A 23,141-nucleotide genomic window follows, 5' to 3' on the forward strand; every position below is an offset into this window, starting at 1 on the left:
CCCTCTCCCCGTTACTTTGAACGTTTGTAAAATGGTGTTGGAACAACTACTGCTTTGACGCGTTTATTACGAATTTCAATTTCTACTTCTGTATCAACTGCTGCGTATTTTACATCAATTAGTGCTAAACCAATGCTTTTCTTTAACGTTGGAGATTGTGTACCACTCGTTACTTCCCCAATTTTTTCTTCACCAATAAATACAGGGTAATGCGTACGAGGAATTCCACGTTCGATTACTTCGATGCCGACTAATTTACGAGGCGCACCGTTTTCTTTTTGCTCTTTTAACGTTGCTTTTCCAAAGAAGTCTGCTTCTTTATTTGTTTTTACCGCAAAGCCAATTCCAGCCTCAATCGGTGTAATATCTTTTGATAATTCTTGTCCATAAAGTGGTAATGTTGCTTCGAATCGAAGTGTATCACGAGCACCTAAACCACATGCTTTTAAGCCCTCTTCTGCTCCAACTTCAAGAAGTTTCTCCCAAAGTTTTGCAGCATCTTCACTCTTACAGTAAATTTCGAATCCATCTTCACCTGTGTAACCTGTACGAGATACAAGTGCTGGAATTCCATCTACAAGAATATTGTTTTTAAATTTAAAGAACTTAATTTCTTTCAAATCTTCTGACACAACTTTTTGTAAAATGCCTTCTGCTTTTGGTCCTTGAATTGCAAGCTGTGCAACTTCACTAGAAACATTGACTACTGTCGCATCGCCAATTACATGACTTGCTAACCATTCGTAATCTTTCTCTATATTTGATGCATTGATTACTAATAAATAGTCTTCTTCACCACGTTTGTAGATTAATAAATCATCTACTGTACCACCATTTTCGTAGCACATAGCTGTATATTGTGCGCCCCCTACCTTTAAGGTAGATACGTCATTTGTAACAACACGTTGTAAAAATGCTAAACTATCTACACCTTTTACTTCAACTTCTCCCATATGAGACACGTCGAACAAACCTGCAGCTGTACGTACAGCTTCGTGTTCTTCTTTAATGCTTGAAAATTGAACTGGTAATTCCCAACCACCGAAGTCGATTGTTTTCCCACCATACTTCGCGTATACATCAAATAACGGTGTACGTTGTAATGTAATCATGCTCTCTCCCCCTTATGCTTTGACAAATCAATAAAAGTTGCTTCCTTTTTCTAAACATTTTCATTCTGAAAAGATAGGATATACGGAATCTCATTATATTTTTTTATGAAAGCGTAAATAAAAAATCACTTTCTTGGATAAAATACGAAAGATTCCACACATTTCACACCATTATCCTAACATCATTCGCTATATTTCATCAATATTCTAGCATAAAAAATAATTTAGAATTTTTTATGTTAAAACACAATAAATACAGCTTTTGAGATTTAATACTTTATTATTGTCTATCATATAGCCTTTAATAACGATAATTATGCCTTCTTTTGAGGCAAATCATCATACATTAAAAAATAATTACTTTAGTTTATAAAAGGTGGGAGAGTCGTAATGAATGTCGATATTTCCGTAGATCGGACGTGGCAAAACAATTTTTTAAATAGAATTGATGAAGATGGTCCTTGGACAAACTGGGATTTATATCACTTAGCTTATGAAACAGAAAAATCGTTACTTGTTCCTACTTTTGATGGACTACAAGCACCGAAACATTTATCCCATTTCACGCCGCTTCCGCATCAATTAGAAGTCGCTCAAAATGTGATTGAACAAATGAATGGTAAAGCGATTCTAGCAGATGAAGTAGGTCTTGGAAAAACAATCGAAGCTGGACTTATTTTGAAAGAATACATGGTCCGCGGGCTTGTGAAAAAGGTACTTATACTTGTCCCAGCCTCTCTCGTATCACAATGGGCATACGAGCTGAATACAAAGTTTTTCATTCCCGCTGTAGCACAAAAGAAAAGCTACTCGTGGGAACAAGCTGACGTAATCGTATCATCAATTGATACTGCGAAACGTTCACCACATCGCGATATCGTGTTGAACTTAGAATATGACCTTATTATTATCGATGAAGCACATAAACTGAAAAATAATAAAACAAAAAACTATGAATTTGCACAACGATTAAAAAAGAAGTTTTGTTTATTACTAACCGCTACTCCTGTTCAAAATAAGATTGATGAAATTTTTAACCTTGTTTCTTTATTAAAGCCAGGACATTTAGGCAATCAATCCAACTTTGAAGAATATTACGCTTCCAAAAATCGCTCAGCCGAATCAGATGAAGACTTAAAAGCTCTCATTAACAAAGTAATGGTGCGAAATAGACGACATAATACCGGTATCGATTGGCCGAAGAGACATGTACGTACAATTTTTGTTGAGTTTAATGAACAAGAACAAGCTCTATATAATGATATCGAAAATTGGCGAGGACAAGACGCCTTCACATCTGCTTTCTCATCGTTAACTTTAAAACGGGAAGCTTGTAGTAGTCGTGAGGCTGTTTACTATTCATTGAAAAAGCATGTAGAAAAAAGACAGAAAGAAAATGAACATTATATAAAAGATCCACATATCGATGTGCTAATGGACAAAATTAATCATATTCCTTTCAACTCGAAAGCAACTAAAGCTCTAGAGCTTATAAAAGAAATTGACGATAAAGTCGTCATTTTCACGGAATACCGAGCATCACAGATGTACTTACAATGGTTTTTACAACAACACGGTATTTCTTCTGTCCCATTCCGCGGCGGATTTAAACGCGGGAAGAAAGATTGGATGAAGGAACTTTTCCAAAATCGTGCCCAAGTGTTAATTGCAACGGAAGCTGGCGGAGAAGGCATTAACTTACAGTTTTGTAGCCATATGATCAATTATGATTTGCCATGGAATCCAATGCGTCTTGAGCAAAGAATCGGACGTATTCACCGTCTCGGTCAAAAGAATGATGTTCATATTTATAACTTAGCTACAAAGCATACTGTTGAAGAACATATTTTGAAACTGTTATATGAAAAAATCAACTTATTCGAGCGTGTTATCGGTGAACTCGATGAAATTTTAACGAGAATTAATATGAAAAACATCGACGCGCACATTCAAGAAATTTTCGCGCAATCAAAAAGCGAAGGTGAAATTAGAATTAAGATGGAAAACTTAACATCTATTATCGACTTTGCGAAACGAAATGAAGCTGAGGTGCAAGGCTATGCAGCAACATGAAATTCATAATTACTTATACAATTTCTTTGAGGCGAATAACTGTGAAATTTTAGAACGTTCTCCTCATTTATTAGATGTACAGTTAACAATTGAGATGGATAAATTATTAATGAATCGCCCTTTTTATTGGCACTATCTTGAGAAAACAGGAGGCGTACCGAATCCGATGCGCCTTACTCTTATTACAAATCCAGAAAATGAAGAAAATGATGGTGAGCTTATTCACTACGGTTCACCACGTCTACATCAAATTTTCCAAACGACAAAAGAATTAGGCTCTTACATACGTTTATATGAGGATGTAAGACATAATGGGGCAACACATACACCGCTCCACCCTTGGCTCGGTATTAATATAAAAGTTTCCTATCAATGTGATCGAAAAAAAGACATCCTTCACTCGATTGGCATTCATCTCATTTCTGGAACAATGATGGCAAACTTTCATGAAACATTAACAAACATTAAACTTACACCAAAAATACCTGATTTTTGTTTTACGCTCTCGCCCATCATTAAACCTCAAAGTGGTTTACAACGCATAGAAGACGCTTTAAAAAATATAATTGCAGAAGATGACCATACGTGGGCAAAAGAAGCAAGAGTGCGTTGGAATCATGATCTAGACCTTTTAAACCGTTTTTATGAAGAAAGTGACGAACTTCCTGAGAGCTATGAAATTGAAAAACAAGCTCTGCAAGAACAGTATGAACCACGTATTACAGTGCAAATTATTAACGGTGGCCTTTTTTATGTTACCGCGAATCATTTTCTATCTTGAAGAAGCTCCTTCTGCTTTAGAAGGAGCCTCTTTTGAGCTATTTTCTACCCTACTCGCTATCGCCACTACGCTCTTGCTGTTTTTTCTGTGCCATACGTTTCTGCTGTGCACGATCCTTTGCGCTCACATGATTTGCATCAGTTGGAAGATTTTCTTTCGAACGTCCAATTCCATTGCTCATCTTTCCCACTCCTTTTTGCGTTTTTCAAAATACATGTTTATTTTCAGCTAGAGTTTCAATCCTTATACAAAAAAATAAGAGCAGCCATTGGCTACTCTTACTCGCTCACATATTTTTGAAACATATCATGGATGCCTTTATTTACTAGGTTCGAGATCTGCTCGTCAGATTTATTCGGATAACGATCACGCAATCTGATAGATGCCTTCACCATTAAATTTTCTAATACAGAACGGCCACCTTCTCCATAAATAATTTCAGCATATTTAACAAGCCTTCCATCCTCTACTGTTGCTGGATTATGATTGAAGAAAAATTTACTCATTGTCTCCACCTCTCTCTTTTGATAACGTTTACATTTATATAGATTATTTATGTTATTTATTTCACAATATTGTATGCATGTATATTTAATTAGTTTCATTATAAAGCAACATATCGATAGTAAATATGTGATTTTCCGTCCATTTTGTGAACAAACTAAAAATGAAAGCGTTTCCTTTATTATATACTAAAAAAACTTACTACGCTAGGGGCAATTTTTTTCAATCTACTAATCCCTCAAAAATTGATATATTTTTTCTTTTCCCATTAAACCTTATACAATTTTCAGAAATTATATTATAAAATATATGTATGACTTAAGGAGGCTTTGTATGAATCAAAATAAAAAAGCTATATTAGATCTTGTCTTTTATCTCGTAATCCCATTCCTCATTTGGAAATTTGCAAAACCTTATATCGATCCTTATTACGCGATGTTACTTTCCTCTGTTCCGGGGATTATTTATACACTGTATACCTTTAAAAAAGAAAAACAGTTTAACGTGACAGGATTCTTTATTTTAATTACACTCATTTCTAATACAACGGTAGATCTATTATCTGGGTCAGCTGAACGAATGTTATGGAACGATGCGTATTATCACATCGTACTCGGTATTATCGTCATATGTACAATTTTTATAAAAAAACCACTTATGTTATATTTCGCAGCAGATATTGCAGCGCTGCAAGGCCATGACCGCGATAAAAGTCGTGAGCTTTATCGTGATAGTCGTATATATCCAGCACTGCAATATTTAACGTTATTTTTCGGGCTACAATTTATATTAAAAAGCTTTTTAAAAATTTATTTCATCTCTGTTTTTGGTGTAGATGGCTACGGTGAAATGAGAGCGATTATGACCGCTGTCGGCTGGGGCATTTCTATTTGTATCGGAATAGGGTTCGTATGGGTGAACAATAAAATACATGCCGTTACGGAAGAACAAGAATCCGTGCAGTAAACAAAGATCCCCTAGTGTATTACGACACTAGGGGATCTTTGTTTTGCTAGACATATGACTAAAATTTAACTTGATTTTTTTCTTTTACTTTTTACATTTCGATAAAACAAAGCAGCACTCAGCGGCATAACACCAAACCACTTATTCATAAATGGCTCTTTTTCAGCACGGCGTTGTTCTTTCTTTTGTTTTCGATCTTCTTTTGGAGCATCCATATACGACACAAACTGCTGCGTCACAAAGCGAACATAATCATTAGTAGACATATTATCATCACCTCTACTTGATTAGTATGTCCACTTTTTTATACATTAATCTTTTCCTTTAATTCATTCATAATTTGCTTTACAGACTTATTTGTCGTATCGATATGAATATGAGCCTCTTCATAATAAGCTCGGCGTGATTCAAATTTCTTTACGAATGCATCTATATCTTTCTTTTGAAATAGTGGACGTGTCGTATCTTCACGAAGCCTTTCTGCAATTACATTTGGATCACAATATAAATACACGACAGTTCCGTTCTCTTTCATCCACTTGCGATTTTCCGCTCGTTCAATAATTCCCCCACCAGTTGTAATAATGACATTATGGACTGGTAGCGAACGTAACATTTCGCTTTCATATTCCCGAAAAGTCATTTCGCCTTCTTCGGCAAAAATATCACGAATTGCCTTCTTTTGCTTCTCTTCGATTTTTTGATCAGTATCTACAACATCCATTTGAAGTTCTTGACTTAATGCTTTTCCAATTGTTGTTTTCCCTGCTCCCATATAGCCGGTTATGTATATAGATTTCATTTTCTGTCCTCTCAATCGTCATTTATTAATTGTTATTATAACGAAAGATGCTACTTTGTTTAATAAAAAAACGTTTTGTTCTTATACTATGAAGAACAAAACGTAACACTCGCTTTTACTTATAAGTACCTCTTCTCACCCACTGCGTTGCAATCCATTTCTCGCCTTTCGTTACAGGTGCCCCTCCATGTAACGTAAGCTCATTTAGTGATTGATCTTGATAAAAATACTCAAAGTATACTGCCATTCCCTTTCTAGGATGTACAGAAAGATTTAATTTCGGGAAGTACGTTTCCCCGCCTTCTTCTACATCATTTAAGTACATTACAAGCGTACTAATACGATTGTTAGCAGCTGATCTACTATGTTCCGCAAAATAATCATAGTGTGCTTTATATTGTTGATCCACTTCATAATTTAAAATGTGCAATCCTTCACCATGCGACGCAGGAACATTCATGATAGATGAAATTCGTTTTTCAATCTTTGAAGTAAGTTCATTGTCTTCCAAAAATGCACCGCTACTTGTTCGAATATCATTTACATCACGTGATGAACCAACTTTAGAACGCTTCATTTTATTTTTAGACATTTCAATCAATTTATCACACTCTTCATCACTTAGTACATTTGCTAATACGACAATAAGAGGTTCTTCGAATTTTGAAATAATGTGTATTTCTCTATCTTCTGTCATAATCGTATTTCCTTTATGATCAAAAATAGTTTGTTCCTTATTTTCACCTATTTGATTGTTATTTGTCATTTCCCTATTCTCCCTAAAAATAATGATTGGATAGCATGAATATATCATATTCTTTCTACCTTTCTCTTTTTTGAGAAAATTTAAACTTTTAATCATTATATTTATCCATTTCTTCTAAAAAGTCAATTCAATTTATAATAGAAACCCCTGGTTTATCTCCATATATTTCACATATTATCCTTCTATCCAATCGACTATTTTTCCATCCTTTTTTCTATACCGAAAGCTCACCGTATAGAAAGCTTCCTGTTTGAGTTTGCACTGCAACGCAACGAAAATTGAATCATTTTCAAAAACATAATTCCCACTCGCTTCTCCCTTTTCATACTGAAAGAAAAATGCACCTTCTTTTTCTTTTTGCTGTAAGTCTTTTTTTATATCTGTAATAGATCGGTTAAGTAGTTCATCCAGTAAAAACTTTTGTTCTATTTCCATATAAAAATTTTTATCTGTAAGCAGCATATTGGTTTCGTATATAAAAAAAGAAGTTAATAAAATAAGAAAGATGATCGTTCCAGGCATTGTAAACCCATTTTGCCCTCTCATACATTCATTTCCATTTCACTATATCGCATAACTACCCCTTCATATATTTTCCCACTAGTATCTTTCACATTTATAATGAGTACATGAGGTGTTAGTTTGTAAGAAACCGTTCCAATATTTTGTAAAACAACTTCTCTCCCACGCCTATTTACCTTTCTTATAAGACGACTATTCTCTTTTTCATATGATACTTCACTCCCATTACGCGATCGGAATCTTAAAATACTTTCTCCATTTTCAAATGCTAGCTGTTCTCCAGATGATACTTCACGAAACTCCAATTGCGTTTGACCTAAAAACACATCCCACTCCCAATCATTTAATCCTTTTGACTGTTTATTTTCCATTTCAATGAAATGTAGGCGGGGAAAGAGCAAAAAAAATATTGATAATAGAAACAGACATACAATCATTTCTATTAATGAAAAACCAAATTCTAATTTACTTTTTCTCCTACATAAAAGCATTGTTCCACCATTCTTTCTTTCACATCTCTCCACATGGTACAAACTTCATTGCCTCCCCAATATGTGTAATACACAATTCCATTCATATTCTTTTCTATTATTCGCTTTTCTTCATTTCCATACATATATATAGCTGCTTCTTTTTTTAATAACCCAGATGCCTTATAACGAATTTGTATATTTTTTCTTTCTTGCATAACTAATACTGTTTGCGGTAGTAGTAACGATACAGCCATCATTAAAACACTTAACGACACAATCATTTCAGCCATTATGGACCCTTTTTGACATTTCACGATACGTAAATCTCCCTCTTCCAAGCTGAAATACAATTTCATATTTATAATTTCGATACGAAATTATAATCGTACCACCTCTATTAATATTTCCACTTGGATTATATGTCATCGGGTTTGGAAACGTATGCAAATCAATTTGTATATCTTCTTCATACTCCCGCTTGACGATATAATACTTTGTACCTAACTCTTTTATAGCATACAAATTTCTATCTTTATACCAACGTAATGTATAGTGCTTTTGACGGTTTATCGCTAATTGCTGCATATACAAAACATCATTTGAAAACTGTCTCAAAAATTGTTCAACTTTTTGTCGCTCGTATAAGGAATGAACACTAAAATACGTAACTATACTCAATACAGAAATAGCAAATAAAACGAGTAACATCTCTAAAAAAGTAAACCCCTGTTGTTTCACAATGTCCTAATTGATACTGTGCCATCATCTGAAATATGAATAGATTCGCCATTCGGACACTTATCAATTGTAATATACTTTTCATCTATCAGTTCTTTTAACGATGGAATTTTATTATGTTGTAATTGATATACTTGTATTTGCGCTTCTATAGATTTCACGTAAGCTGCACACCCTTTTCCTTGGATCGATGAGCGCTGTGTAACTACATTCGGAATAATTAATAGTAATAATATAGTTATGACAACCATTACTAATAGCATCTCTAACAGAGTAAATCCTTCCTCATTCTGCATACAAATGCCTCCTAAATAGAATTCATCATTTGAAACATCGGCATAATCATCGCTAAATACATAAGGACAACGATTCCTCCAATACATGTAAATAAAATAGGCTGAATGATAACTACCATATGTTTAATTTTCCGTTCCATCTTTTCCATAATAAGATCGCTATAGTCACCTAATTCAATCGCTAAATTACCGTTTGCTTGTCCATGCGTAATAACATAAGAAAGTTCTTTCTCGTAATACCCACTTTTAGCAATGATAGATTGTAACTGTTCTCCTCCAATTAATTGTCTTTCAATTCGGCTCGCTTCATATTGAAAGAACGGATGATATCTTTGCTCCATCATTATTGTTAAAGCTTCGCATACTGATAGTCCACCATTTAATAAACCACTCAACTGAGTAGCAAAATAATGTGAATGCTTTAAAATAAGAAATGTTTTGATGAAGGGAATACGATGCATGATTTTTACCTGTCTAATATGTGGAAGTTTCCTAAAATACAACATATATAAACTACATCCAATAATAACAGTTACAATAGCGGTTAAAATAATGTAAGGTAGCATTTTTATTGCACTTAAAATTTGTTCTGTAAGTAGTGGTGTATTAGAACCGAACGAACTATAAACCATTTCAACCTGCGGTAATAAGATGAGGTTGAAAATAAAAAGCATGATTAGTAGAAAAAACACCAAAAACATAGGATACTGCATTATTTTCATCATGTCTCTCCTATACTTATCTTTCTTATAAAGAAGTGCACTTCCTTGTTGCAAAGCGAAAGAAATATCACCATGTTGCTCGGCATAAAATAAATAACTTAACATGTCCTGATGAAACCTTAACTGATGAAAAGAATCGTGTAGACTTTTCCCATCTTTTAATCCCTCAACCATGCTTTGCAATTGTACTTTCTTTTCTACAGGTAATTGAAACTGTAAAAATTCTAATGCTTGTAAAAGAGAGTAGCCTTTTTCTAATAATTCTCCTAAACGTTTCAACAATACTACTTGATTACTTAAACTCCAAGTTTTCTTAAACATAAACATCATCTTCTAAAAACCCTAAAGCATATCCTTTTCGTATTGACGATTCTAAAGTCTCATGTTTGTAAGTAACACATTCTCCATTCGCTTCTTTAAGCGCTTGTTTTAACTCATACCCATATAGCAGCTCATAAATGCTTGCTTGCCTTACTTGCCTCATTGATTTACATAAAGTTGAGCACTTCCCTCTGCAAAACGGACATTTCAATTCGACAAGTCGCTGTGCAGCTACAGCCAATAAAGACTGTTCAATCTCTTGCCTCGTTATACCATAATCCATGAAACGAATGATTGCTCCTTTCGCATCATTCGTATGCAGCGTTGTCATTACTAAATGTCCTGTCAAACTTGCTCTTATAGCTATTTTTGCTGTTTCTTCATCACGGATTTCACCGACTAAAATAATATCTGGATCATGACGTAAAATAGCCTTTAATCCTGTTTCATATGTAAGACCCGCTTTTTCATTTATTTGAATTTGTAATACATCGTCACTTCTTTTTTCAACCGGATCTTCAAGTGTAATGATACGACGTGTTTTCTTTTTTCTAATTACCTCTAATAATGCATACATTGTCGTTGTCTTCCCAGAACCAGTCGGTCCAGTAAACACGAGTAGCCCCTGTGAATAGCGTAAAAACGAGAGTAGTTTTGCTGCCGTACTTGGAAATAACGAAAGATGTGATAAGGGCTGAACAGATGCTTGTAAATGAAGGCGAATAACGAGACTTTCTTGATATACTGTTGGAAGTGTTGAAAGGCGTAAATACACTTCTTGTCCATCAATTCGCAAATACAACGAACCATTCTGTGGCTTCCGTTTCTCTCCTATATCCATAGATGCTAAAAATTTAAAATGTGAGACAAGTTTTTCTCCAAACTCCTTTTCAATACATTGTCTCGTCATTAAATCTTTTCCTATACGTAGTTGCACCGCTACATCCTTCTGCCGGGGCACAATATGTAAATCTGACGCTTGTACCCTACACGCTTCTTTTAAAATTGTATTCGCAAAAATTTCAATCCCATTCATCACTTTTCCCTCCTCACTATGTATATAGCATGAAAACATGCACAATAAAAATTTGGATTTTTGTATTTTCAATAGAGGAAAAAGGAAAAATATGTTTGTGAAATTATGAACAATTTCCGAATTATTGTCTGAAATTACCTATACTCATGTTTATCTGTATTATAATGTTATTATCTTGGATAAAGTGATAAAGGTGGAGATCCTCATGGAACAAGCTTTAAAAATTACAGGTGTTTTAGCTGACCCAACTCGTTATTACATTTATAAATATATTTCGCAAAAACATAGTTACGTAACTGTACAAGAAATTGCAGATGAATTCGATATTCATCCAAACGTAGCACGTTTACATTTATCTAAATTAGAAGATGTTCATATGCTTAAATCGGAAACAAAGAAAACTGGAAAAGGTGGAAGACCAAGCAGATTATATGTCTTATCTGAAGATGTTATTCAATTGCAATTTCCATTCCGTGATTATCAATTGTTAGCAAGAATAGCATTTAATTCTTTACTTAGCCTTGGCGCTGCTGGTGAGAAAGCGCTATACGAAACAGGAAAACAATTCGGGGCCGAATTAATGCAACAACATATGCAACGTTTAAATGTGAGTGAAGGTGCTTTAACAGTAGAACAAAAAGTTCAAATTGCAAAAGAAGCTTTCTCAACAGCCGGCTTATCACCTGCATTTGAATTAAGTGCAGATGGAACAAAAATTTTCTATGATGTACACAATTGTCCATTTAAAGAAGTGGCTGTTCATCATCCAACTGAAATTTGTAACATGCACGGAGATATGATGAAAGGAATTTTTGAAATCCTATTCCCTAACATGGAATTAACTCGAAATGATAGTCTATTAGATGGATGTAAATCTTGTAATTATAAACTAACAATTTAATTTCTCATATAAAAAGAAGCCAATAATAATTGGCTTCTTTTTATATGAATGAATATTTACAATAGTAAGAAAAATAAACTATAATGAAAAGAGGTTTTACTTTTTCTAGAAAAGGAGGGAAATAGCATGGATCGCATGTTTCGCGTTCTCGGCTTTTGGACTGGAATTTTCTCGGTTATGTTTTACGTAGGAGATATGCAACAGGCTGCACTACTATTTTTAGGACAAACAGGTTTCTTCGTACTTTTAAGCTATTTAAAATTAACAGAGCGTATGTATATATACGTATTCGGGGCATATTTAACTGTTTTCTTCATAGGATTTACATACTACACGACATTTTTACTTGTCCCTGGGGCTGGACATTAAAAGATGGCATTTTGCCATCTTTTTTTTAATCCCGGAATTTCCTAGTTGACTTATAGGTTTTATTACCTTATATTCTATATAACAGATTGGAATTAGGGGGAATCAACATGAATACACTGCTTGTCGGAATTAACGTTGCAGTCATGCTCATCTTAGTTGGCGTATTATATTATATGCAACGTAAGCATGTATCTTTTAATAAACGTGTATTTACCGCTTTAGGAGTCGGAATTTTATTCGGTCTTATATTACAATTCATTTATGAGCCAACTTCTAAAGTAATTATTGAATCAAATACTTGGTTTGGCTTAATTGGTAACGGTTATGTGAAATTACTTCAAATGATCGTTATGCCACTTATTTTAGTATCTATTATTTCAGCCTTTACAAAATTACAGTTAACGAAAAACCTTGGTAAAATTAGTGGTCTTATTATCGGAATTTTAATTCTTACTACAGGAATCGCTGCAGCTGTCGGTATCGCTGCAAGTGCAGGATTTGATGTATCTGCAACAGGCTTGCAACAAGGTGATGCAGAATCTGCTCGTCTGAAACTAGTTGAAGAAAGATTTACTTCTATTGAAAAGACAACAATTCCAGATAAATTATTAGAGCTATTGCCTACAAATCCGTTTCTTGATTTAACAGGCGCTCGTCCAACATCAACAATTTCTGTCGTAATATTTGCAGCCTTTATCGGCATTGCCTTTATAGGTGTAAAACGAAAATATCCAGAACAAGCAGAGCTATTTAAGAAAATGCTTGATGCTGTATATGCAATCGTAATGCGTATGGTAACATTAATTTTACGCCTTACTCCATACGGCGTATTAGCTCTTATGGCAAAAACAGTTGCTGGTAGCGATATAAATGCTATTTTAAAGCTTGGTAACTTCGTGTTAGCCTCTTATGTAGCACTTATCGTAATGTTTATCATTCACTTATTATTAATTGCATTGTCTGGTTTAAATCCAATTCAATATTTGAAAAAAGTGTTCCCTGTACTAACTTTTGCATTCACATCTCGCTCTAGTGCTGGTGCGATGCCATTAAATATTGAAGCTCAAAAAGAAAAGCTTGGTATCTCCGAAGGAATTGCAAACTTCGCAGCTTCATTTGGGGTATCTATCGGACAAAACGGTTGCGCAGGTATTTATCCAGCAATGCTTGCAATGATGGTCGCTCCAACTGTAGGAATTGATCCATTACAACCACAATTTATTTTAACTTTAATCGCTGTTGTTGCTATTAGCTCATTCGGTGTTGCCGGAGTTGGTGGCGGTGCAACATTCGCAGCTTTAATCGTACTATCTACAATGAACTTACCAATCGGTATTGTTGCTCTAGTTATCTCAGTTGAGCCATTAATCGATATGGGTCGTACAGCTCTTAACGTAAGTGGTTCTATGACAGCAGGTCTTATTTCAAGTAAATGGCTTGGTGAATTAGATCAAGATACGTACAATCAAGACGATACAAAAACTGGTGAAATTGCTTCATAATGAAAGAAAGACGCTAACATACAATTGTTAGCGTCTTTTTTATTCCGTTCCCTCTTTATAGATCTTATCTTGAGAATTATCACTCCAAGTATTCTTTTAATTGCTCTTTTAACTCTTCCTCAATCTCATAACAAGATTCATCAGCGAGTTCCCCTACTTTCTTACTACCCAAAATGTTTAATTGAATTGGCATTCCTAAAAAGATTCTTTCACATTTCTAAATTGGAATATCGTGAAATTCAATCATTTCTTTTTCTTCATCTATATAGCTATAGCAACTGATGAATAATAACCCACCTCAAAGGGATTCTCTTTTTCTCTTGCAAATCCCATATCTAATTCCATGTTTTTTTCTATGTATAAATGCGAATACTCTTTATACAATTTAAGTGACATTGGCTCTATTTCCTTCTCCATACATTGAATGTTCTCTTTTAACTCCAACGTAAACTCCTGTTCTGTATATTTCATTTTCGCCTCCTTAAACATAGAAAAAGAGAATACAATAATATATTCTCTTTCCTCAAATATATTTCATTATCTCACAGCCCGTCCTTTTCACAAATAACCATTTTGTTCGCACCATTTATGAAATTGTCCTACGTCTACTCCAACTAACACGATATCCTTTAGCTCTACATCAATAATTTGTTCTCCAATTACAATAGCAAAATGCGATGCTAATTTTGTCTCGTTTTTCTTTACAATTCCAATTCGGTTCCGATGCGGTCCATCTTTTATATATGCTTTTTGTCCTACAATATCAAAGTTCAAGATTTTCACCTCTTTTACTGCGCTCAAATTGGAAATACGATCTCCAACTCGGAAAATTTCCTTTCATTGCACTATTTCTCTATATATATGACGAAACAATAAAAGAGTCCTTCCTTCTTTACAATTATTTTTTCTTTGTTTCATTTTTGTGATTGAAACGTAAAGTTTATAATAAAATACACTTGGAAGCGCTTTCTATGTAATTTTTTATGGTATAATGTATAAGTAGAACTTCGTAAAGAGGGTTAAAAAAATGAATACAAAAATGATAAAAAAAGTAATTGAAGCATTAAAAGTATATGGCTTTCAGGATGTATCATTCTGTGACAAAACGAAGCAATTTTTATTTCATAACGAAACCGATATTATGAGCGGCTATGCAGAAATAACATATAGTAGTCAATTTGAAAAATTCAACGTACAAATTCATCCGATTGAAACACATCACCAAGCAGAGTTACAAGAGGTTGAAAGACATATACAAGCCTGTATAAGAAAAGTGGAATATTTAAACGCACTTCTTAGCGGACAAACAAAACTAGATGACAAAATTATTATAATGTAAAAAAAGAACGTGATCCAATCACGTTCTTTTTTCATTATACGTTCATCTTTTCCTTTAGTTGTAATCCTGTAACAGATTCTAATACATCCATAGATTCTCCAAATGTCATATCAAAAATTGTCTTGTCCTCTATGTATGGAAACTGGCTGAAACGCTTTTCTAACACCTTCACAGCATCTGATGTAAAGTTTGCACTATCAATTCCAAATTCTGTTTCAAGAAGAACGATCCAATCTAATACATGAAAACCTAATCCATTGACGAATGAAATAAGTTTTTCTTCTGGGTTTGAAGATAAGAATACTTGTCGTTCCATCTCACTAAAAAGTTCTTCTCCTAAAATTTCAGCTAACTCATCATCATGTTCGCGTTCAACAAGCTCTTCGTAGCCGTAATCATCCACAAGCTCTTCTACTTCTTCACTATCCTGACAAAGCAATTGACTAAGAAGTGCCTCTTTCTTAAATTCACTATTTTGTACGACTTCTAAAAAGCTCGTTTCCCATCCATTTTCTAATTTCATATTATGTACTCCTTTATATACGTTTCTTATCATCACTGTACCCAAAAGATCACTTTTATAACCTTTTAGGTAGTTACTATTATTTCACATGATTCATAACATAAGATGCAAACTCAGCTACATCTCCTTCAAAAATATTTATTTCTGGCAAGTGATAGAACGTTGTTTGGAGCGGATTTCCTGCATGATATACATATATAGTTTTCTCTAGCGCAATCGCCATTCCAAACTCTGTATGGCTCCCGTTTCCGCCATCTAATATAAGTAAAAACACATCCGCTTCTTTTACAGCATTTTTTTCTGCCTGACCAATTTCTCTTAATTGTTCTTGATTCACTGCTCTTTCGTTTTTGGCCCAATCATATGTATGGTGCCATCCTGCATGTTTCAGTTCATTTGCTACGGAACATACAAGATGTTTATTTTGGAAACCTGAGGCGATATAAAAATTCATTTATATACACTCCTTCATTATGTATAGGGAAACTCCTTTTTAGCGTTATTTGTTATAGCTATAATAAATAACAACTTCAAAAAAAATCCCCATCTTTAAAACTTATTTGCGTTTAAATGATGGGATGCTTCATGGTCTTCTTTTATTTTTTGTTTTTTATAACTTTCATCAGCTAACATTTCTAGTTCAGCTGTTATCTCTGACTTTTCAAGCTCTCTTTCTTGCGAAAATTTCCTTGAAATATAAACAATAACACTACCAACGTACAACACAAAGCATATAATAAGTGCAGTATTTTCATAGAGACTTAGCTCCAACACAGTCACTCCTAATCCATTCGTATTTTCACGCCTCATTAATTGGAATTTCTCTATTAACCCAGTTGTTATCCCGCTATTTGAGGGCAGTAAGACTCCCTCCTCAAATTTCAGTAAAAGTAAAGAAGTTAGATGTGGGATGCACCCAACTGATTAAAGTTTCACTTTATTGTAACATAAAAATATCAATTCTTGGAATCTTTCACCCTACTAAAAGAGGCATGATTGTTTCATCATGCCTCTTTTAGTAGGGTGAAAGAGGCATGATTGTTTCATCATGCCTCTGAAATATTTTGAATGATTGTTTGAATTGCTTCTTTTCCATTATATTTTTTTAGTGCTGTTTTATACTTCTCATTATTTTGATTCAATTCTTCGACATACTTTATCAGAGATTTTACAGTTACATCTTCTTCATATAATACGGAGGCATACCCTTGCCTTTCAAAGGACTCTGCATTTAATATTTGATCTCCACGGCTTGCAAATTTCGATAATGGAATTAAAACCATCGGCTTTTGTAATGTTAAAAATTCAAAAATTGCGTTGGAGCCCGCGCGTGAAATAACAAAATCTGTTACCGCTAATATATCCGGCAGTTCTCCATGTACATATTCAAATTGTCTATATCCTTCTTTATTTTGTAAACTTTCATCAAGGTTACCTTTTCCGCAAAGGTGAACAATTTGATACTTTTTAAGAAGTTCTGGTAATGCTTCTCGAGCCGTATCATTAATTTTCTTCGCGCCCAAGCTGCCTCCCATAATCGTAATAACTGGCTTTTTACGTGAAAAACCTAAAAATGCTAAACCTGTTTCAGGATTTCCCTTCAGCACTTCTTCACGTACAGGAGATCCCGTATATATTACTTTTTCTTTCGGTAAATGCTTCGCTGCTTCTTCAAATGTAACAAATATTTTCGAAGCAAAACGAAGCGCAATTTTATTTGCTAGTCCTGGCGTCATATCAGATTCATGTAATAAAACTGGTACTCTATTTAGCCATCCTCCAATTACGACTGGTACAGATACGAAACCGCCTTTTGAAAAAATCACATCTGGTTTTAGTTTTCGAATCCTTACATACGCATCCATAACACCCTTCATTACAAGAAAAGGATCTTTTATATTTTTCAAATCAAAATAACGACGTAGCTTTCCACTCGAAATACTATAGTAGGGAATGCCTTCCTTTTCTATAATCGTTTTCTCAATACCTTGATGAGAACCAATATAAGAGATATCCCAGTTGTCTTCCTGTAAATGTGGGATAATGGCTAAATTAGGTGTTACATGTCCTGCCGAACCGCCACCTGTAAAGACTATTTTCTTCATACGTCTCCCCCTTCTAGACTATAATACACTAAAATATCTTGCCTCAGGGTGAGAAAATACCATAGCCGTTACGGACGCTTCTGGCTCCATCATGAATCCTTCTGTTAATGAAATACCTATTTCCTCTGGATGAATTAAGCGAAATAGCTTTTCTTGATCTGCAAGTTCTGGACACGCCGGATAACCAAATGACACGCGTATTCCTCTATATTTCGTACGGAAACGTTCTTCCATCGTCAGTTCAGGTGAGTCTGGAATGCCCCAGCGGTCACGAATGAGCATATGTGTTTTTTCAGCAAGTCCTTCTGCTAATTCAAGCGCTAACGATTGAATGGCATGACTACGTAAGTAATCACCTTTCGCCTTCCACTCTTCAGCAATGTCCCGAACTCCTTCCCCAACCGTAACAGATAAGAAAGCAACATAGTCCATCTCATCTCCAATTGGGCGCAAATAATCGCCTAAAGTACGATAGGGGGCCTTTCCTTGTCTAGGGAACGTGAAACGCTCTATAACACGCGTATGATCTTCTGGATCATATATTACAATGTTTTGTCCATCGCTTTGCGCTGGGAAAAATTGATACACTGCTTTTGGCTTTAACCAAGATTGTCCTTCTTGCAATAATTCATCTATTAAATCATTTAATTCATGCGCTCTCTTATCTCCCTTTTTCAAAAGCTTCTTCACATTTCCTTTTAATCCAAGGTGATGCCCAAGTAGCATTTGTCTATTTAAAAATGGAGCGAGATGAAGGGCGGGAATATCGCGTAATACAATTCGTTTTGTTGAATCAGGCACGATAACCTCAGCCTTTGGTAATGGCTCAATTACTGCTGGAATTTCTACTTTCTTCTCCTCTTTTTTTACGATATGAAGATGCCGTTCTTTCTTATCCTGTTTCATCTTCTCACGCTCTTCTTCTTTTTGAAGCTTATTAATAATATCGAGCCCCGTCATCGCATCACTCGCATAACAAACGAGCCCTTTATATGATGGTGAAATCCGATTATCTGTAAACTTTCTCGTTAACGCTGCACCACCTACAACAATGGGAACATCAATATTTGCTGCTTTTAAATCTTCAGCAGTCGTTACCATTTGTTGCGCTGATTTTACTAATAAACCTGAAAGTCCTATAATGTCCGGATTCTTTTCTTGTACTTCTTGAACAATTCGATCTGAACGTACATTAATTCCTAAATTAATAATCTCATATCCGTTATTCGCTAAAATAATTTCAACGAGATTTTTCCCAATATCATGCACGTCACCTTTTACAGTTGCTAATAATACTTTCCCTTTTTTCGCACTATCACTAGATTCCATATATGGCTCTAAATAACTTACAGCAGCTTTCATACTTTCGGCACTTTGCAATACTTCAGCAACAATAAGTTCATTATTATTAAATAGTCGTCCTACCTCGTCCATCCCTGTCATAAGCGGACCGTTAATAATATCAAGAGGTTTTCTTCCTTCTTCAAGTGCAAGACTTAAATCCTCGTGTAATCCTTGTTTCGTACCTTCTACAATATAATTTGCTAGTCTTTCATTAAGCGTTAACGTTTCTTGCACAACGACATCTTTCTTTTTAGCGACTCGGTAAAAGTTTGTAAATTCTTCTAACGTCTCTTTAGTCGTTTCAAACAGTAATGCATCTGCAAGGTGTTTTTCTTCCTCTGGAATCGACGCATAGCGTTCTAATTTTTCCGTATTAACAATCGCGTAATCTAATCCAGCCTTCGTAGCATGATATAAAAAGACGGAATTCAATACTTCACGTCCAGCTGGTGGTAAACCAAATGATATGTTACTTACACCTAAAATCGTTAAACACTCTGGTAACGCTTCTTTAATAAGACGAATTCCTTCTATAGTCGCTGCCGCTGAACCAATATATTCTTCATCACCTGTCCCTACTGGAAACACAAGTGCATCAAAAATAATATCTGACGGACGTATTCCATATTTCGTCGTTAATAATTCGTAACTTCTTTTTGCAATTTCTAATTTTCTTTCAGCACTTACTGCCATACCATCTTCATCGATTGTACCAACTACAATTGCAGCACCATACTTACGAAGAAGCGGTGTTACCTTTTCAAAACGCTCTTCTCCATCTTCTAAATTAATAGAGTTGATAACAGCTTTTCCTTGAATATAAGTAAGTGCTCTTGCCATAACATTTTCATCCGTTGAATCAATCATAATCGGTACTTTTAACACTTTCGTAACTTCTGTCAAAAATTTCTCCATATCTTCTATTTCATCACGATCAGGATCTGCCATACAAATATCAATAATATGAGCATTTTTCTTCACTTGCGCCCTTGCCACTTCAGCAGCCTCTTCAAATTTCCCTTCTGCTACTAATCGTTTAAATTTACGTGATCCAATAACATTCGTTCTTTCACCTACAAATAACGGTCTCATAGACTCATCGTATTGCAGTGCCTCCAATCCACTAATTCCATGTCCTTCTCTCTCATGATGGTCACGAGGCTTAAGAGATGCTAGCGCGGATTTCATTGCTTTTATATGTTCTGGTGTCGTGCCACAACAACCACCGATAATATTAACCCATCCTTCTTCAGCAAATCGCTTCACCTTTTCAGCAAGAGAAGATGGAGATTCATGGTAATGTCCATCTTCATCAGGAAGACCTGCATTTGGATAACAAGAAATGTAACACTCCGATAAATCAGATAGTGAACGAATATGGTCCCTCATAAACTCCGGACCAGTCGCACAGTTTAATCCAACAGATAATGGTTTCATATGTTCTACTGATAAATAAAAAGCTTCAATTGTTTGCCCAGCCAGAGTCGTTCCCATTGGCTCAATCGTTCCTGAAATCATAATAGGAACCGTTTTTTTCATTTCTTCAAAAGCAGCTTGAATTCCAATATAAGCTGCTTTCACGTTACGCATATCTTGACTCGTCTCAACGAGTAATACATCAACTTCTCCTTTTAACAATCCTCGTGCCTGCCTTGTATAAGCCTCAATCAATTCTTCAAAAGTCACACCACCTGTAACACTAATTGCTTTCGTTGTTGGTCCCATTGCTCCCGCAACATATACTTCCTTCCCGCTTTCTTTAACAGCTTGCTTCGCCAAAAGTGCTGCCTTTTCATTTAGTTCTTCATCTAAATGAGACAGCTCATAATCACTTAGTACAATATTCGTTGCCCCAAATGTATTTGTTTCAATAATATCCGCTCCAGCTTCAATATAAGCTTTATGAATTTTTAAAATAACGTCTGGTCTTGTTTCTACTAAATATTCATTACAGCCCTCGTACTCTTCTCCTCCGAAATCTTCAGCAGTTAAATCCTCTTGCTGAATCATTGTCCCCATTGCCCCATCTAATATTAAAATGCTATTCTGTAATTTTTCTTCTATACACTTCATCAATTAATACCTTCTTTCACTTCTTGCTTTTCTCTTACATATTTAACAAGATGTTCTGTAATTTCATACTTTAAAAATGGTGTAATAAGATAAATACCATTAAAATATTTCATCGCTATGTCGATTAATTCTTGCGAAATGCGAATCCCTTCCTCAATTGCTGCCTCTTTCGTTTCGTGTCCATCCATTCTCTCTCTTATTTCTTCAGGAAGAGTAATACCCGGCACCTCAAAATGAAGAAAATCTGCATTCCGCTTACTTACTAACGGCATAATTCCAATAAAAATAGGTTGTTCCAGATGCTTTGTCGCTTCATACACTTCTTCAATTAGCGCGATATCGTAAATTGGCTGAGTTAAAAAATACTCCGCTCCAGCATCTATTTTTCGTTCCATTCGCTTAACCGCTGCTTTTAAGTGCCTCACGTGAGGATTAAATGCGCCGCCTACAGAAAACCTTGTCGCCGGTCCAATTGATTTCCCTAAAATTGAACGTCCATCGTTCATTTCTTTAATCATTTTAATGAGCTCAATAGAGGATAAATCATATACAGAAGTTGCACCGGGAAAATCACCAACGCGCGCTGGATCACCAGTTAAAGCTAACACTTCTTCCATCCCTAACGCCGATAAACCTAACAAATGAGATTGTAGTCCAATGACGTTATGATCTCTACACGTTAAATGTGTCAATACTGGGATATCATGCTTGGTTAATAACGCACCCATTGCCATATTCGAGATGCGAGGCGATGCTAATGAATTATCTGCTAGAGTAATAGCATCTGCTCCCGCTCTTTTTAACGCTCTTGCTCCTTCAAAAAAACGCTGTGTATCTAACGTTTTCGGTGGATCTAATTCCACTACAACTGTCGTTTGTTTTTTCGCTTTCTCTGCTAGAGTGACGTGAGCCTTCGAACGTTTCTCATGCGTATGAACGACTTTCGGCCTTTGAATCGTGTCTTTTTCTATTACAGGGGTAATATTCGCAACAGCGCGCTTCATACTTTGAATATGTTCTGGAGTCGTACCACAACAACCACCCAATAATCGAATACCTTGCTCAATAAATCTCGGTGTCATCGCTTCAAAATAAGCTGGGCTTCCCTCATATACATAACGTCCCTCCACATAATTCGGGAGACCTGCATTTGGGTATGCTGATAAATAGCCATTTTGCGGAATCGATATCATTTTGAAAGCTTCCGTCATATGAAGCGGCCCTAGTTGACAATTCAATCCAACAACATTTGCACCGCAATCTATAAGTTGCTTTAATATTTCATTGACATCATTTCCATTTTGAGTCGTACCTGCTTCATGTAACGCTAATTGAGCAACAATTGGAATATTCGTTTGCTTACGCAATACTTTAACGGCATGAAGTAATTCAAATTCATCGTAAAAAGTTTCTAATAGTAATCCATCAACCTGCTCTTCTAGTAAAGCCCCTGCCTGTTCAAGTAGCATAAACTCCCTTTCCATATCAGTCGTTGTAACGGCTCCGATGTGTTTCATACCACCAATTGTTCCTAAAATTGCATTTCTGTCTGTAACAGATGCTTTCGCCAGTTTTACTGCCGCTCTATTAATTTCTGTAACTTGATTTTCTAAACCATACATACGTAATTTCGTCTCATTTGCCCCATACGTATTCGTTTGAATTACATCTGCTCCAGCAGCTACATATTGTTTATGAATCGATATAATTAAGTCTGGATCAGATACATTCAATTCTTCAAAGCTACTTTGCAAACCATGTGAATGCAATAACGTCCCAACCGCACCATCACCTATTACAATTCCTTTTGATAATAAATCTAGTAATTTCACGAATCTCCCTCATTTCTATCAATATAAAAACCCCCTCTTCA

The 23,141-nt window shown here is 35.2% G+C and carries 28 protein-coding genes and 1 pseudogene; 8 read left to right on the plus strand and 21 right to left on the minus strand.

From position 1 onward, the window contains the following. Positions 1–11: 11 nt before the first annotated feature. Positions 12–1,112: a glycine cleavage system aminomethyltransferase GcvT gene (gcvT, locus tag AC0ONG_RS19860; protein ID WP_000631776.1), complete on the minus strand. Its 1,101-nt coding sequence runs from the start codon at positions 1,110–1,112 to the stop codon at positions 12–14. Positions 1,113–1,502: 390 nt separating this feature from the next. Here gcvT and AC0ONG_RS19865 point away from each other — a divergent pair, with 390 nt between their 5' ends. Both AC0ONG_RS19865 and AC0ONG_RS19870 read left to right on the plus strand, forming a co-directional pair. After that, positions 1,503–3,185, plus strand: coding sequence for a DEAD/DEAH box helicase (locus AC0ONG_RS19865; protein ID WP_001100040.1), 1,683 nt, complete (start codon positions 1,503–1,505; stop codon positions 3,183–3,185). Further along, positions 3,172–3,966 carry a YqhG family protein gene (locus tag AC0ONG_RS19870; protein ID WP_001183963.1) on the plus strand — a complete coding sequence of 265 codons (795 nt, stop codon included), beginning with the start codon at positions 3,172–3,174 and terminating at the stop codon, positions 3,964–3,966. The genes AC0ONG_RS19865 and AC0ONG_RS19870 overlap by 14 nt, the downstream gene beginning before the upstream one ends. Before the next feature lie 49 nt (positions 3,967–4,015). Here AC0ONG_RS19870 and AC0ONG_RS19875 read toward each other — a convergent pair whose 3' ends face one another. Then, positions 4,016–4,147 carry a hypothetical protein gene (locus AC0ONG_RS19875; protein WP_000064665.1) on the minus strand — a complete coding sequence of 44 codons (132 nt, stop codon included), beginning with the start codon at positions 4,145–4,147 and terminating at the stop codon, positions 4,016–4,018. 97 nt (positions 4,148–4,244) lie between these two features. Next, a complete protein-coding gene (locus AC0ONG_RS19880) occupies positions 4,245–4,472 on the minus strand; it encodes a hypothetical protein (protein ID WP_000032702.1) in 228 nt (75 codons plus the stop codon). A gap of 73 nt (positions 4,473–4,545) precedes the next feature. Between AC0ONG_RS19880 and AC0ONG_RS19885 the strand changes: the two genes are divergently transcribed. Together AC0ONG_RS19885 and AC0ONG_RS19890 are read left to right on the plus strand one after the other, a co-directional pair. Then, entirely contained in the window at positions 4,546–4,662 is a 117-nt protein-coding gene (locus tag AC0ONG_RS19885; protein ID WP_003279814.1) for a hypothetical protein, read from the plus strand. Between the two features lie 141 nt (positions 4,663–4,803). Then, positions 4,804–5,436, plus strand: a complete 633-nt coding sequence (locus AC0ONG_RS19890) for a VC0807 family protein (RefSeq protein ID WP_001073111.1) — start codon at positions 4,804–4,806, stop codon at positions 5,434–5,436. A 65-nt stretch (positions 5,437–5,501) separates the two neighbouring features. Here AC0ONG_RS19890 and AC0ONG_RS19895 read toward each other — a convergent pair whose 3' ends face one another. The 10 genes from AC0ONG_RS19895 to comGA all read right to left on the minus strand — a co-directional run bounded on the left by AC0ONG_RS19895 (position 5,502) and on the right by comGA (position 11,112). After that, a complete protein-coding gene (locus tag AC0ONG_RS19895; RefSeq protein ID WP_000106083.1) occupies positions 5,502–5,702 on the minus strand; it encodes a YqzE family protein in 201 nt (66 codons plus the stop codon). Positions 5,703–5,740: 38 nt separating this feature from the next. Beyond that, positions 5,741–6,238, minus strand: coding sequence for a shikimate kinase (locus tag AC0ONG_RS19900; protein ID WP_000836666.1), 498 nt, complete (start codon positions 6,236–6,238; stop codon positions 5,741–5,743). A gap of 115 nt (positions 6,239–6,353) precedes the next feature. Next, the gene (locus AC0ONG_RS19905; protein WP_000183866.1) at positions 6,354–7,004 is read right to left on the minus strand and encodes a 2OG-Fe(II) oxygenase; all 651 of its coding nucleotides are present in this window, start codon (positions 7,002–7,004) and stop codon (positions 6,354–6,356) included. A 174-nt stretch (positions 7,005–7,178) separates the two neighbouring features. Then, entirely contained in the window at positions 7,179–7,550 is a 372-nt protein-coding gene (comGG, locus tag AC0ONG_RS19910; protein ID WP_001214886.1) for a competence type IV pilus minor pilin ComGG, read from the minus strand. Beyond that, positions 7,547–8,017 (minus strand): competence type IV pilus minor pilin ComGF, encoded by a 471-nt coding sequence (gene comGF / locus AC0ONG_RS19915; protein ID WP_000923110.1) that lies wholly within the window; start codon positions 8,015–8,017, stop codon positions 7,547–7,549. Before comGF ends, comGG begins: the two co-directional genes overlap by 4 nt. Beyond that, the gene (locus tag AC0ONG_RS19920) at positions 7,987–8,289 is read right to left on the minus strand and encodes a hypothetical protein (RefSeq protein WP_000829465.1); all 303 of its coding nucleotides are present in this window, start codon (positions 8,287–8,289) and stop codon (positions 7,987–7,989) included. Before AC0ONG_RS19920 ends, comGF begins: the two co-directional genes overlap by 31 nt. Then, entirely contained in the window at positions 8,282–8,737 is a 456-nt protein-coding gene (gene comGD / locus AC0ONG_RS19925) for a competence type IV pilus minor pilin ComGD (protein WP_002082168.1), read from the minus strand. The genes AC0ONG_RS19920 and comGD overlap by 8 nt, the downstream gene beginning before the upstream one ends. Then, a complete protein-coding gene (gene comGC / locus AC0ONG_RS19930) occupies positions 8,734–9,033 on the minus strand; it encodes a competence type IV pilus major pilin ComGC (RefSeq protein ID WP_001178680.1) in 300 nt (99 codons plus the stop codon). The genes comGD and comGC overlap by 4 nt, the downstream gene beginning before the upstream one ends. An 11-nt stretch (positions 9,034–9,044) precedes the next feature. Beyond that, the gene (comGB, locus tag AC0ONG_RS19935; RefSeq protein ID WP_025989085.1) at positions 9,045–10,082 is read right to left on the minus strand and encodes a competence type IV pilus assembly protein ComGB; all 1,038 of its coding nucleotides are present in this window, start codon (positions 10,080–10,082) and stop codon (positions 9,045–9,047) included. Then, the gene (gene comGA / locus AC0ONG_RS19940) at positions 10,069–11,112 is read right to left on the minus strand and encodes a competence type IV pilus ATPase ComGA (RefSeq protein ID WP_001013183.1); all 1,044 of its coding nucleotides are present in this window, start codon (positions 11,110–11,112) and stop codon (positions 10,069–10,071) included. The genes comGB and comGA overlap by 14 nt, the downstream gene beginning before the upstream one ends. Before the next feature lie 205 nt (positions 11,113–11,317). On the opposite strand from comGA, the gene AC0ONG_RS19945 reads away from it, so the two are divergent. From AC0ONG_RS19945 to AC0ONG_RS19955, 3 genes are all read left to right on the plus strand, one after another. Further along, on the plus strand, positions 11,318–12,013 hold the full coding sequence (locus AC0ONG_RS19945; protein ID WP_000434110.1) for a helix-turn-helix transcriptional regulator: 696 nt from the start codon (positions 11,318–11,320) through the stop codon (positions 12,011–12,013). A gap of 126 nt (positions 12,014–12,139) precedes the next feature. Next, a complete protein-coding gene (locus tag AC0ONG_RS19950) occupies positions 12,140–12,382 on the plus strand; it encodes a DUF2626 domain-containing protein (protein ID WP_000375619.1) in 243 nt (80 codons plus the stop codon). A gap of 107 nt (positions 12,383–12,489) precedes the next feature. Then, positions 12,490–13,884, plus strand: a complete 1,395-nt coding sequence (locus AC0ONG_RS19955; protein ID WP_001094344.1) for an L-cystine transporter — start codon at positions 12,490–12,492, stop codon at positions 13,882–13,884. 79 nt (positions 13,885–13,963) lie between these two features. On the opposite strand, the pseudogene AC0ONG_RS19960 reads toward AC0ONG_RS19955, so the two are convergent. Together AC0ONG_RS19960 and AC0ONG_RS19965 are read right to left on the minus strand one after the other, a co-directional pair. Continuing rightward, positions 13,964–14,355 (minus strand): annotated as a pseudogene (locus AC0ONG_RS19960) (hypothetical protein). Positions 14,356–14,442: 87 nt separating this feature from the next. Continuing rightward, the gene (locus AC0ONG_RS19965) at positions 14,443–14,658 is read right to left on the minus strand and encodes a DUF3912 family protein (protein ID WP_001008325.1); all 216 of its coding nucleotides are present in this window, start codon (positions 14,656–14,658) and stop codon (positions 14,443–14,445) included. 253 nt (positions 14,659–14,911) lie between these two features. On the opposite strand from AC0ONG_RS19965, the gene AC0ONG_RS19970 reads away from it, so the two are divergent. Next, the gene (locus AC0ONG_RS19970) at positions 14,912–15,223 is read left to right on the plus strand and encodes a hypothetical protein (protein WP_001093238.1); all 312 of its coding nucleotides are present in this window, start codon (positions 14,912–14,914) and stop codon (positions 15,221–15,223) included. 34 nt (positions 15,224–15,257) lie between these two features. On the opposite strand, the gene AC0ONG_RS19975 is transcribed toward AC0ONG_RS19970, so the two are convergent. The 6 genes from AC0ONG_RS19975 to AC0ONG_RS20000 all read right to left on the minus strand — a co-directional run bounded on the left by AC0ONG_RS19975 (position 15,258) and on the right by AC0ONG_RS20000 (position 23,100). Next, entirely contained in the window at positions 15,258–15,746 is a 489-nt protein-coding gene (locus tag AC0ONG_RS19975; protein WP_000764268.1) for a hypothetical protein, read from the minus strand. Positions 15,747–15,825: 79 nt separating this feature from the next. Further along, the gene (locus tag AC0ONG_RS19980) at positions 15,826–16,200 is read right to left on the minus strand and encodes a nucleoside 2-deoxyribosyltransferase (RefSeq protein WP_001012330.1); all 375 of its coding nucleotides are present in this window, start codon (positions 16,198–16,200) and stop codon (positions 15,826–15,828) included. Between the two features lie 95 nt (positions 16,201–16,295). Beyond that, positions 16,296–16,556 (minus strand): DUF3966 domain-containing protein, encoded by a 261-nt coding sequence (locus tag AC0ONG_RS19985; RefSeq protein WP_001250699.1) that lies wholly within the window; start codon positions 16,554–16,556, stop codon positions 16,296–16,298. Between the two features lie 236 nt (positions 16,557–16,792). Further along, complete coding sequence (gene murG / locus AC0ONG_RS19990; RefSeq protein WP_000724741.1) at positions 16,793–17,851, minus strand: undecaprenyldiphospho-muramoylpentapeptide beta-N-acetylglucosaminyltransferase; 1,059 nt, start codon at positions 17,849–17,851, stop codon at positions 16,793–16,795. 18 nt (positions 17,852–17,869) lie between these two features. Then, the gene (gene metH / locus AC0ONG_RS19995) at positions 17,870–21,268 is read right to left on the minus strand and encodes a methionine synthase (RefSeq protein ID WP_000649726.1); all 3,399 of its coding nucleotides are present in this window, start codon (positions 21,266–21,268) and stop codon (positions 17,870–17,872) included. Continuing rightward, positions 21,268–23,100: a bifunctional homocysteine S-methyltransferase/methylenetetrahydrofolate reductase gene (locus tag AC0ONG_RS20000; protein ID WP_000770367.1), complete on the minus strand. Its 1,833-nt coding sequence runs from the start codon at positions 23,098–23,100 to the stop codon at positions 21,268–21,270. Before AC0ONG_RS20000 ends, metH begins: the two co-directional genes overlap by 1 nt. Positions 23,101–23,141: the final 41 nt, after the last annotated feature.

Source organism: Bacillus sp. TCT6 (assembly GCF_056033845.1).

What these genes read in the sequence shown, in the direction of transcription:
- gcvT (WP_000631776.1), bottom strand. Translation starts at nt 1,112, where the DNA reads ATGATTACATTACAACGTACACCGTTATTTGATGTATACGCGAAGTAT.
- AC0ONG_RS19865 (WP_001100040.1), top strand. Translation starts at nt 1,503, where the DNA reads ATGAATGTCGATATTTCCGTAGATCGGACGTGGCAAAACAATTTTTTA.
- AC0ONG_RS19870 (WP_001183963.1), top strand. Translation starts at nt 3,172, where the DNA reads ATGCAGCAACATGAAATTCATAATTACTTATACAATTTCTTTGAGGCG.
- AC0ONG_RS19875 (WP_000064665.1), bottom strand. Translation starts at nt 4,147, where the DNA reads ATGAGCAATGGAATTGGACGTTCGAAAGAAAATCTTCCAACTGATGCA.
- AC0ONG_RS19880 (WP_000032702.1), bottom strand. Translation starts at nt 4,472, where the DNA reads ATGAGTAAATTTTTCTTCAATCATAATCCAGCAACAGTAGAGGATGGA.
- AC0ONG_RS19885 (WP_003279814.1), top strand. Translation starts at nt 4,546, where the DNA reads ATGCATGTATATTTAATTAGTTTCATTATAAAGCAACATATCGATAGT.
- AC0ONG_RS19890 (WP_001073111.1), top strand. Translation starts at nt 4,804, where the DNA reads ATGAATCAAAATAAAAAAGCTATATTAGATCTTGTCTTTTATCTCGTA.
- AC0ONG_RS19895 (WP_000106083.1), bottom strand. Translation starts at nt 5,702, where the DNA reads ATGTCTACTAATGATTATGTTCGCTTTGTGACGCAGCAGTTTGTGTCG.
- AC0ONG_RS19900 (WP_000836666.1), bottom strand. Translation starts at nt 6,238, where the DNA reads ATGAAATCTATATACATAACCGGCTATATGGGAGCAGGGAAAACAACA.
- AC0ONG_RS19905 (WP_000183866.1), bottom strand. Translation starts at nt 7,004, where the DNA reads ATGACAAATAACAATCAAATAGGTGAAAATAAGGAACAAACTATTTTT.
- comGG (WP_001214886.1), bottom strand. Translation starts at nt 7,550, where the DNA reads ATGAGAGGGCAAAATGGGTTTACAATGCCTGGAACGATCATCTTTCTT.
- comGF (WP_000923110.1), bottom strand. Translation starts at nt 8,017, where the DNA reads ATGCTTTTATGTAGGAGAAAAAGTAAATTAGAATTTGGTTTTTCATTA.
- AC0ONG_RS19920 (WP_000829465.1), bottom strand. Translation starts at nt 8,289, where the DNA reads ATGGCTGAAATGATTGTGTCGTTAAGTGTTTTAATGATGGCTGTATCG.
- comGC (WP_001178680.1), bottom strand. Translation starts at nt 9,033, where the DNA reads ATGCAGAATGAGGAAGGATTTACTCTGTTAGAGATGCTATTAGTAATG.
- comGB (WP_025989085.1), bottom strand. Translation starts at nt 10,082, where the DNA reads ATGTTTATGTTTAAGAAAACTTGGAGTTTAAGTAATCAAGTAGTATTG.
- comGA (WP_001013183.1), bottom strand. Translation starts at nt 11,112, where the DNA reads ATGAATGGGATTGAAATTTTTGCGAATACAATTTTAAAAGAAGCGTGT.
- AC0ONG_RS19945 (WP_000434110.1), top strand. Translation starts at nt 11,318, where the DNA reads ATGGAACAAGCTTTAAAAATTACAGGTGTTTTAGCTGACCCAACTCGT.
- AC0ONG_RS19950 (WP_000375619.1), top strand. Translation starts at nt 12,140, where the DNA reads ATGGATCGCATGTTTCGCGTTCTCGGCTTTTGGACTGGAATTTTCTCG.
- AC0ONG_RS19955 (WP_001094344.1), top strand. Translation starts at nt 12,490, where the DNA reads ATGAATACACTGCTTGTCGGAATTAACGTTGCAGTCATGCTCATCTTA.
- AC0ONG_RS19970 (WP_001093238.1), top strand. Translation starts at nt 14,912, where the DNA reads ATGAATACAAAAATGATAAAAAAAGTAATTGAAGCATTAAAAGTATAT.
- AC0ONG_RS19975 (WP_000764268.1), bottom strand. Translation starts at nt 15,746, where the DNA reads ATGAAATTAGAAAATGGATGGGAAACGAGCTTTTTAGAAGTCGTACAA.
- AC0ONG_RS19980 (WP_001012330.1), bottom strand. Translation starts at nt 16,200, where the DNA reads ATGAATTTTTATATCGCCTCAGGTTTCCAAAATAAACATCTTGTATGT.
- AC0ONG_RS19985 (WP_001250699.1), bottom strand. Translation starts at nt 16,556, where the DNA reads ATGAGGCGTGAAAATACGAATGGATTAGGAGTGACTGTGTTGGAGCTA.
- murG (WP_000724741.1), bottom strand. Translation starts at nt 17,851, where the DNA reads ATGAAGAAAATAGTCTTTACAGGTGGCGGTTCGGCAGGACATGTAACA.
- metH (WP_000649726.1), bottom strand. Translation starts at nt 21,268, where the DNA reads ATGAAGTGTATAGAAGAAAAATTACAGAATAGCATTTTAATATTAGAT.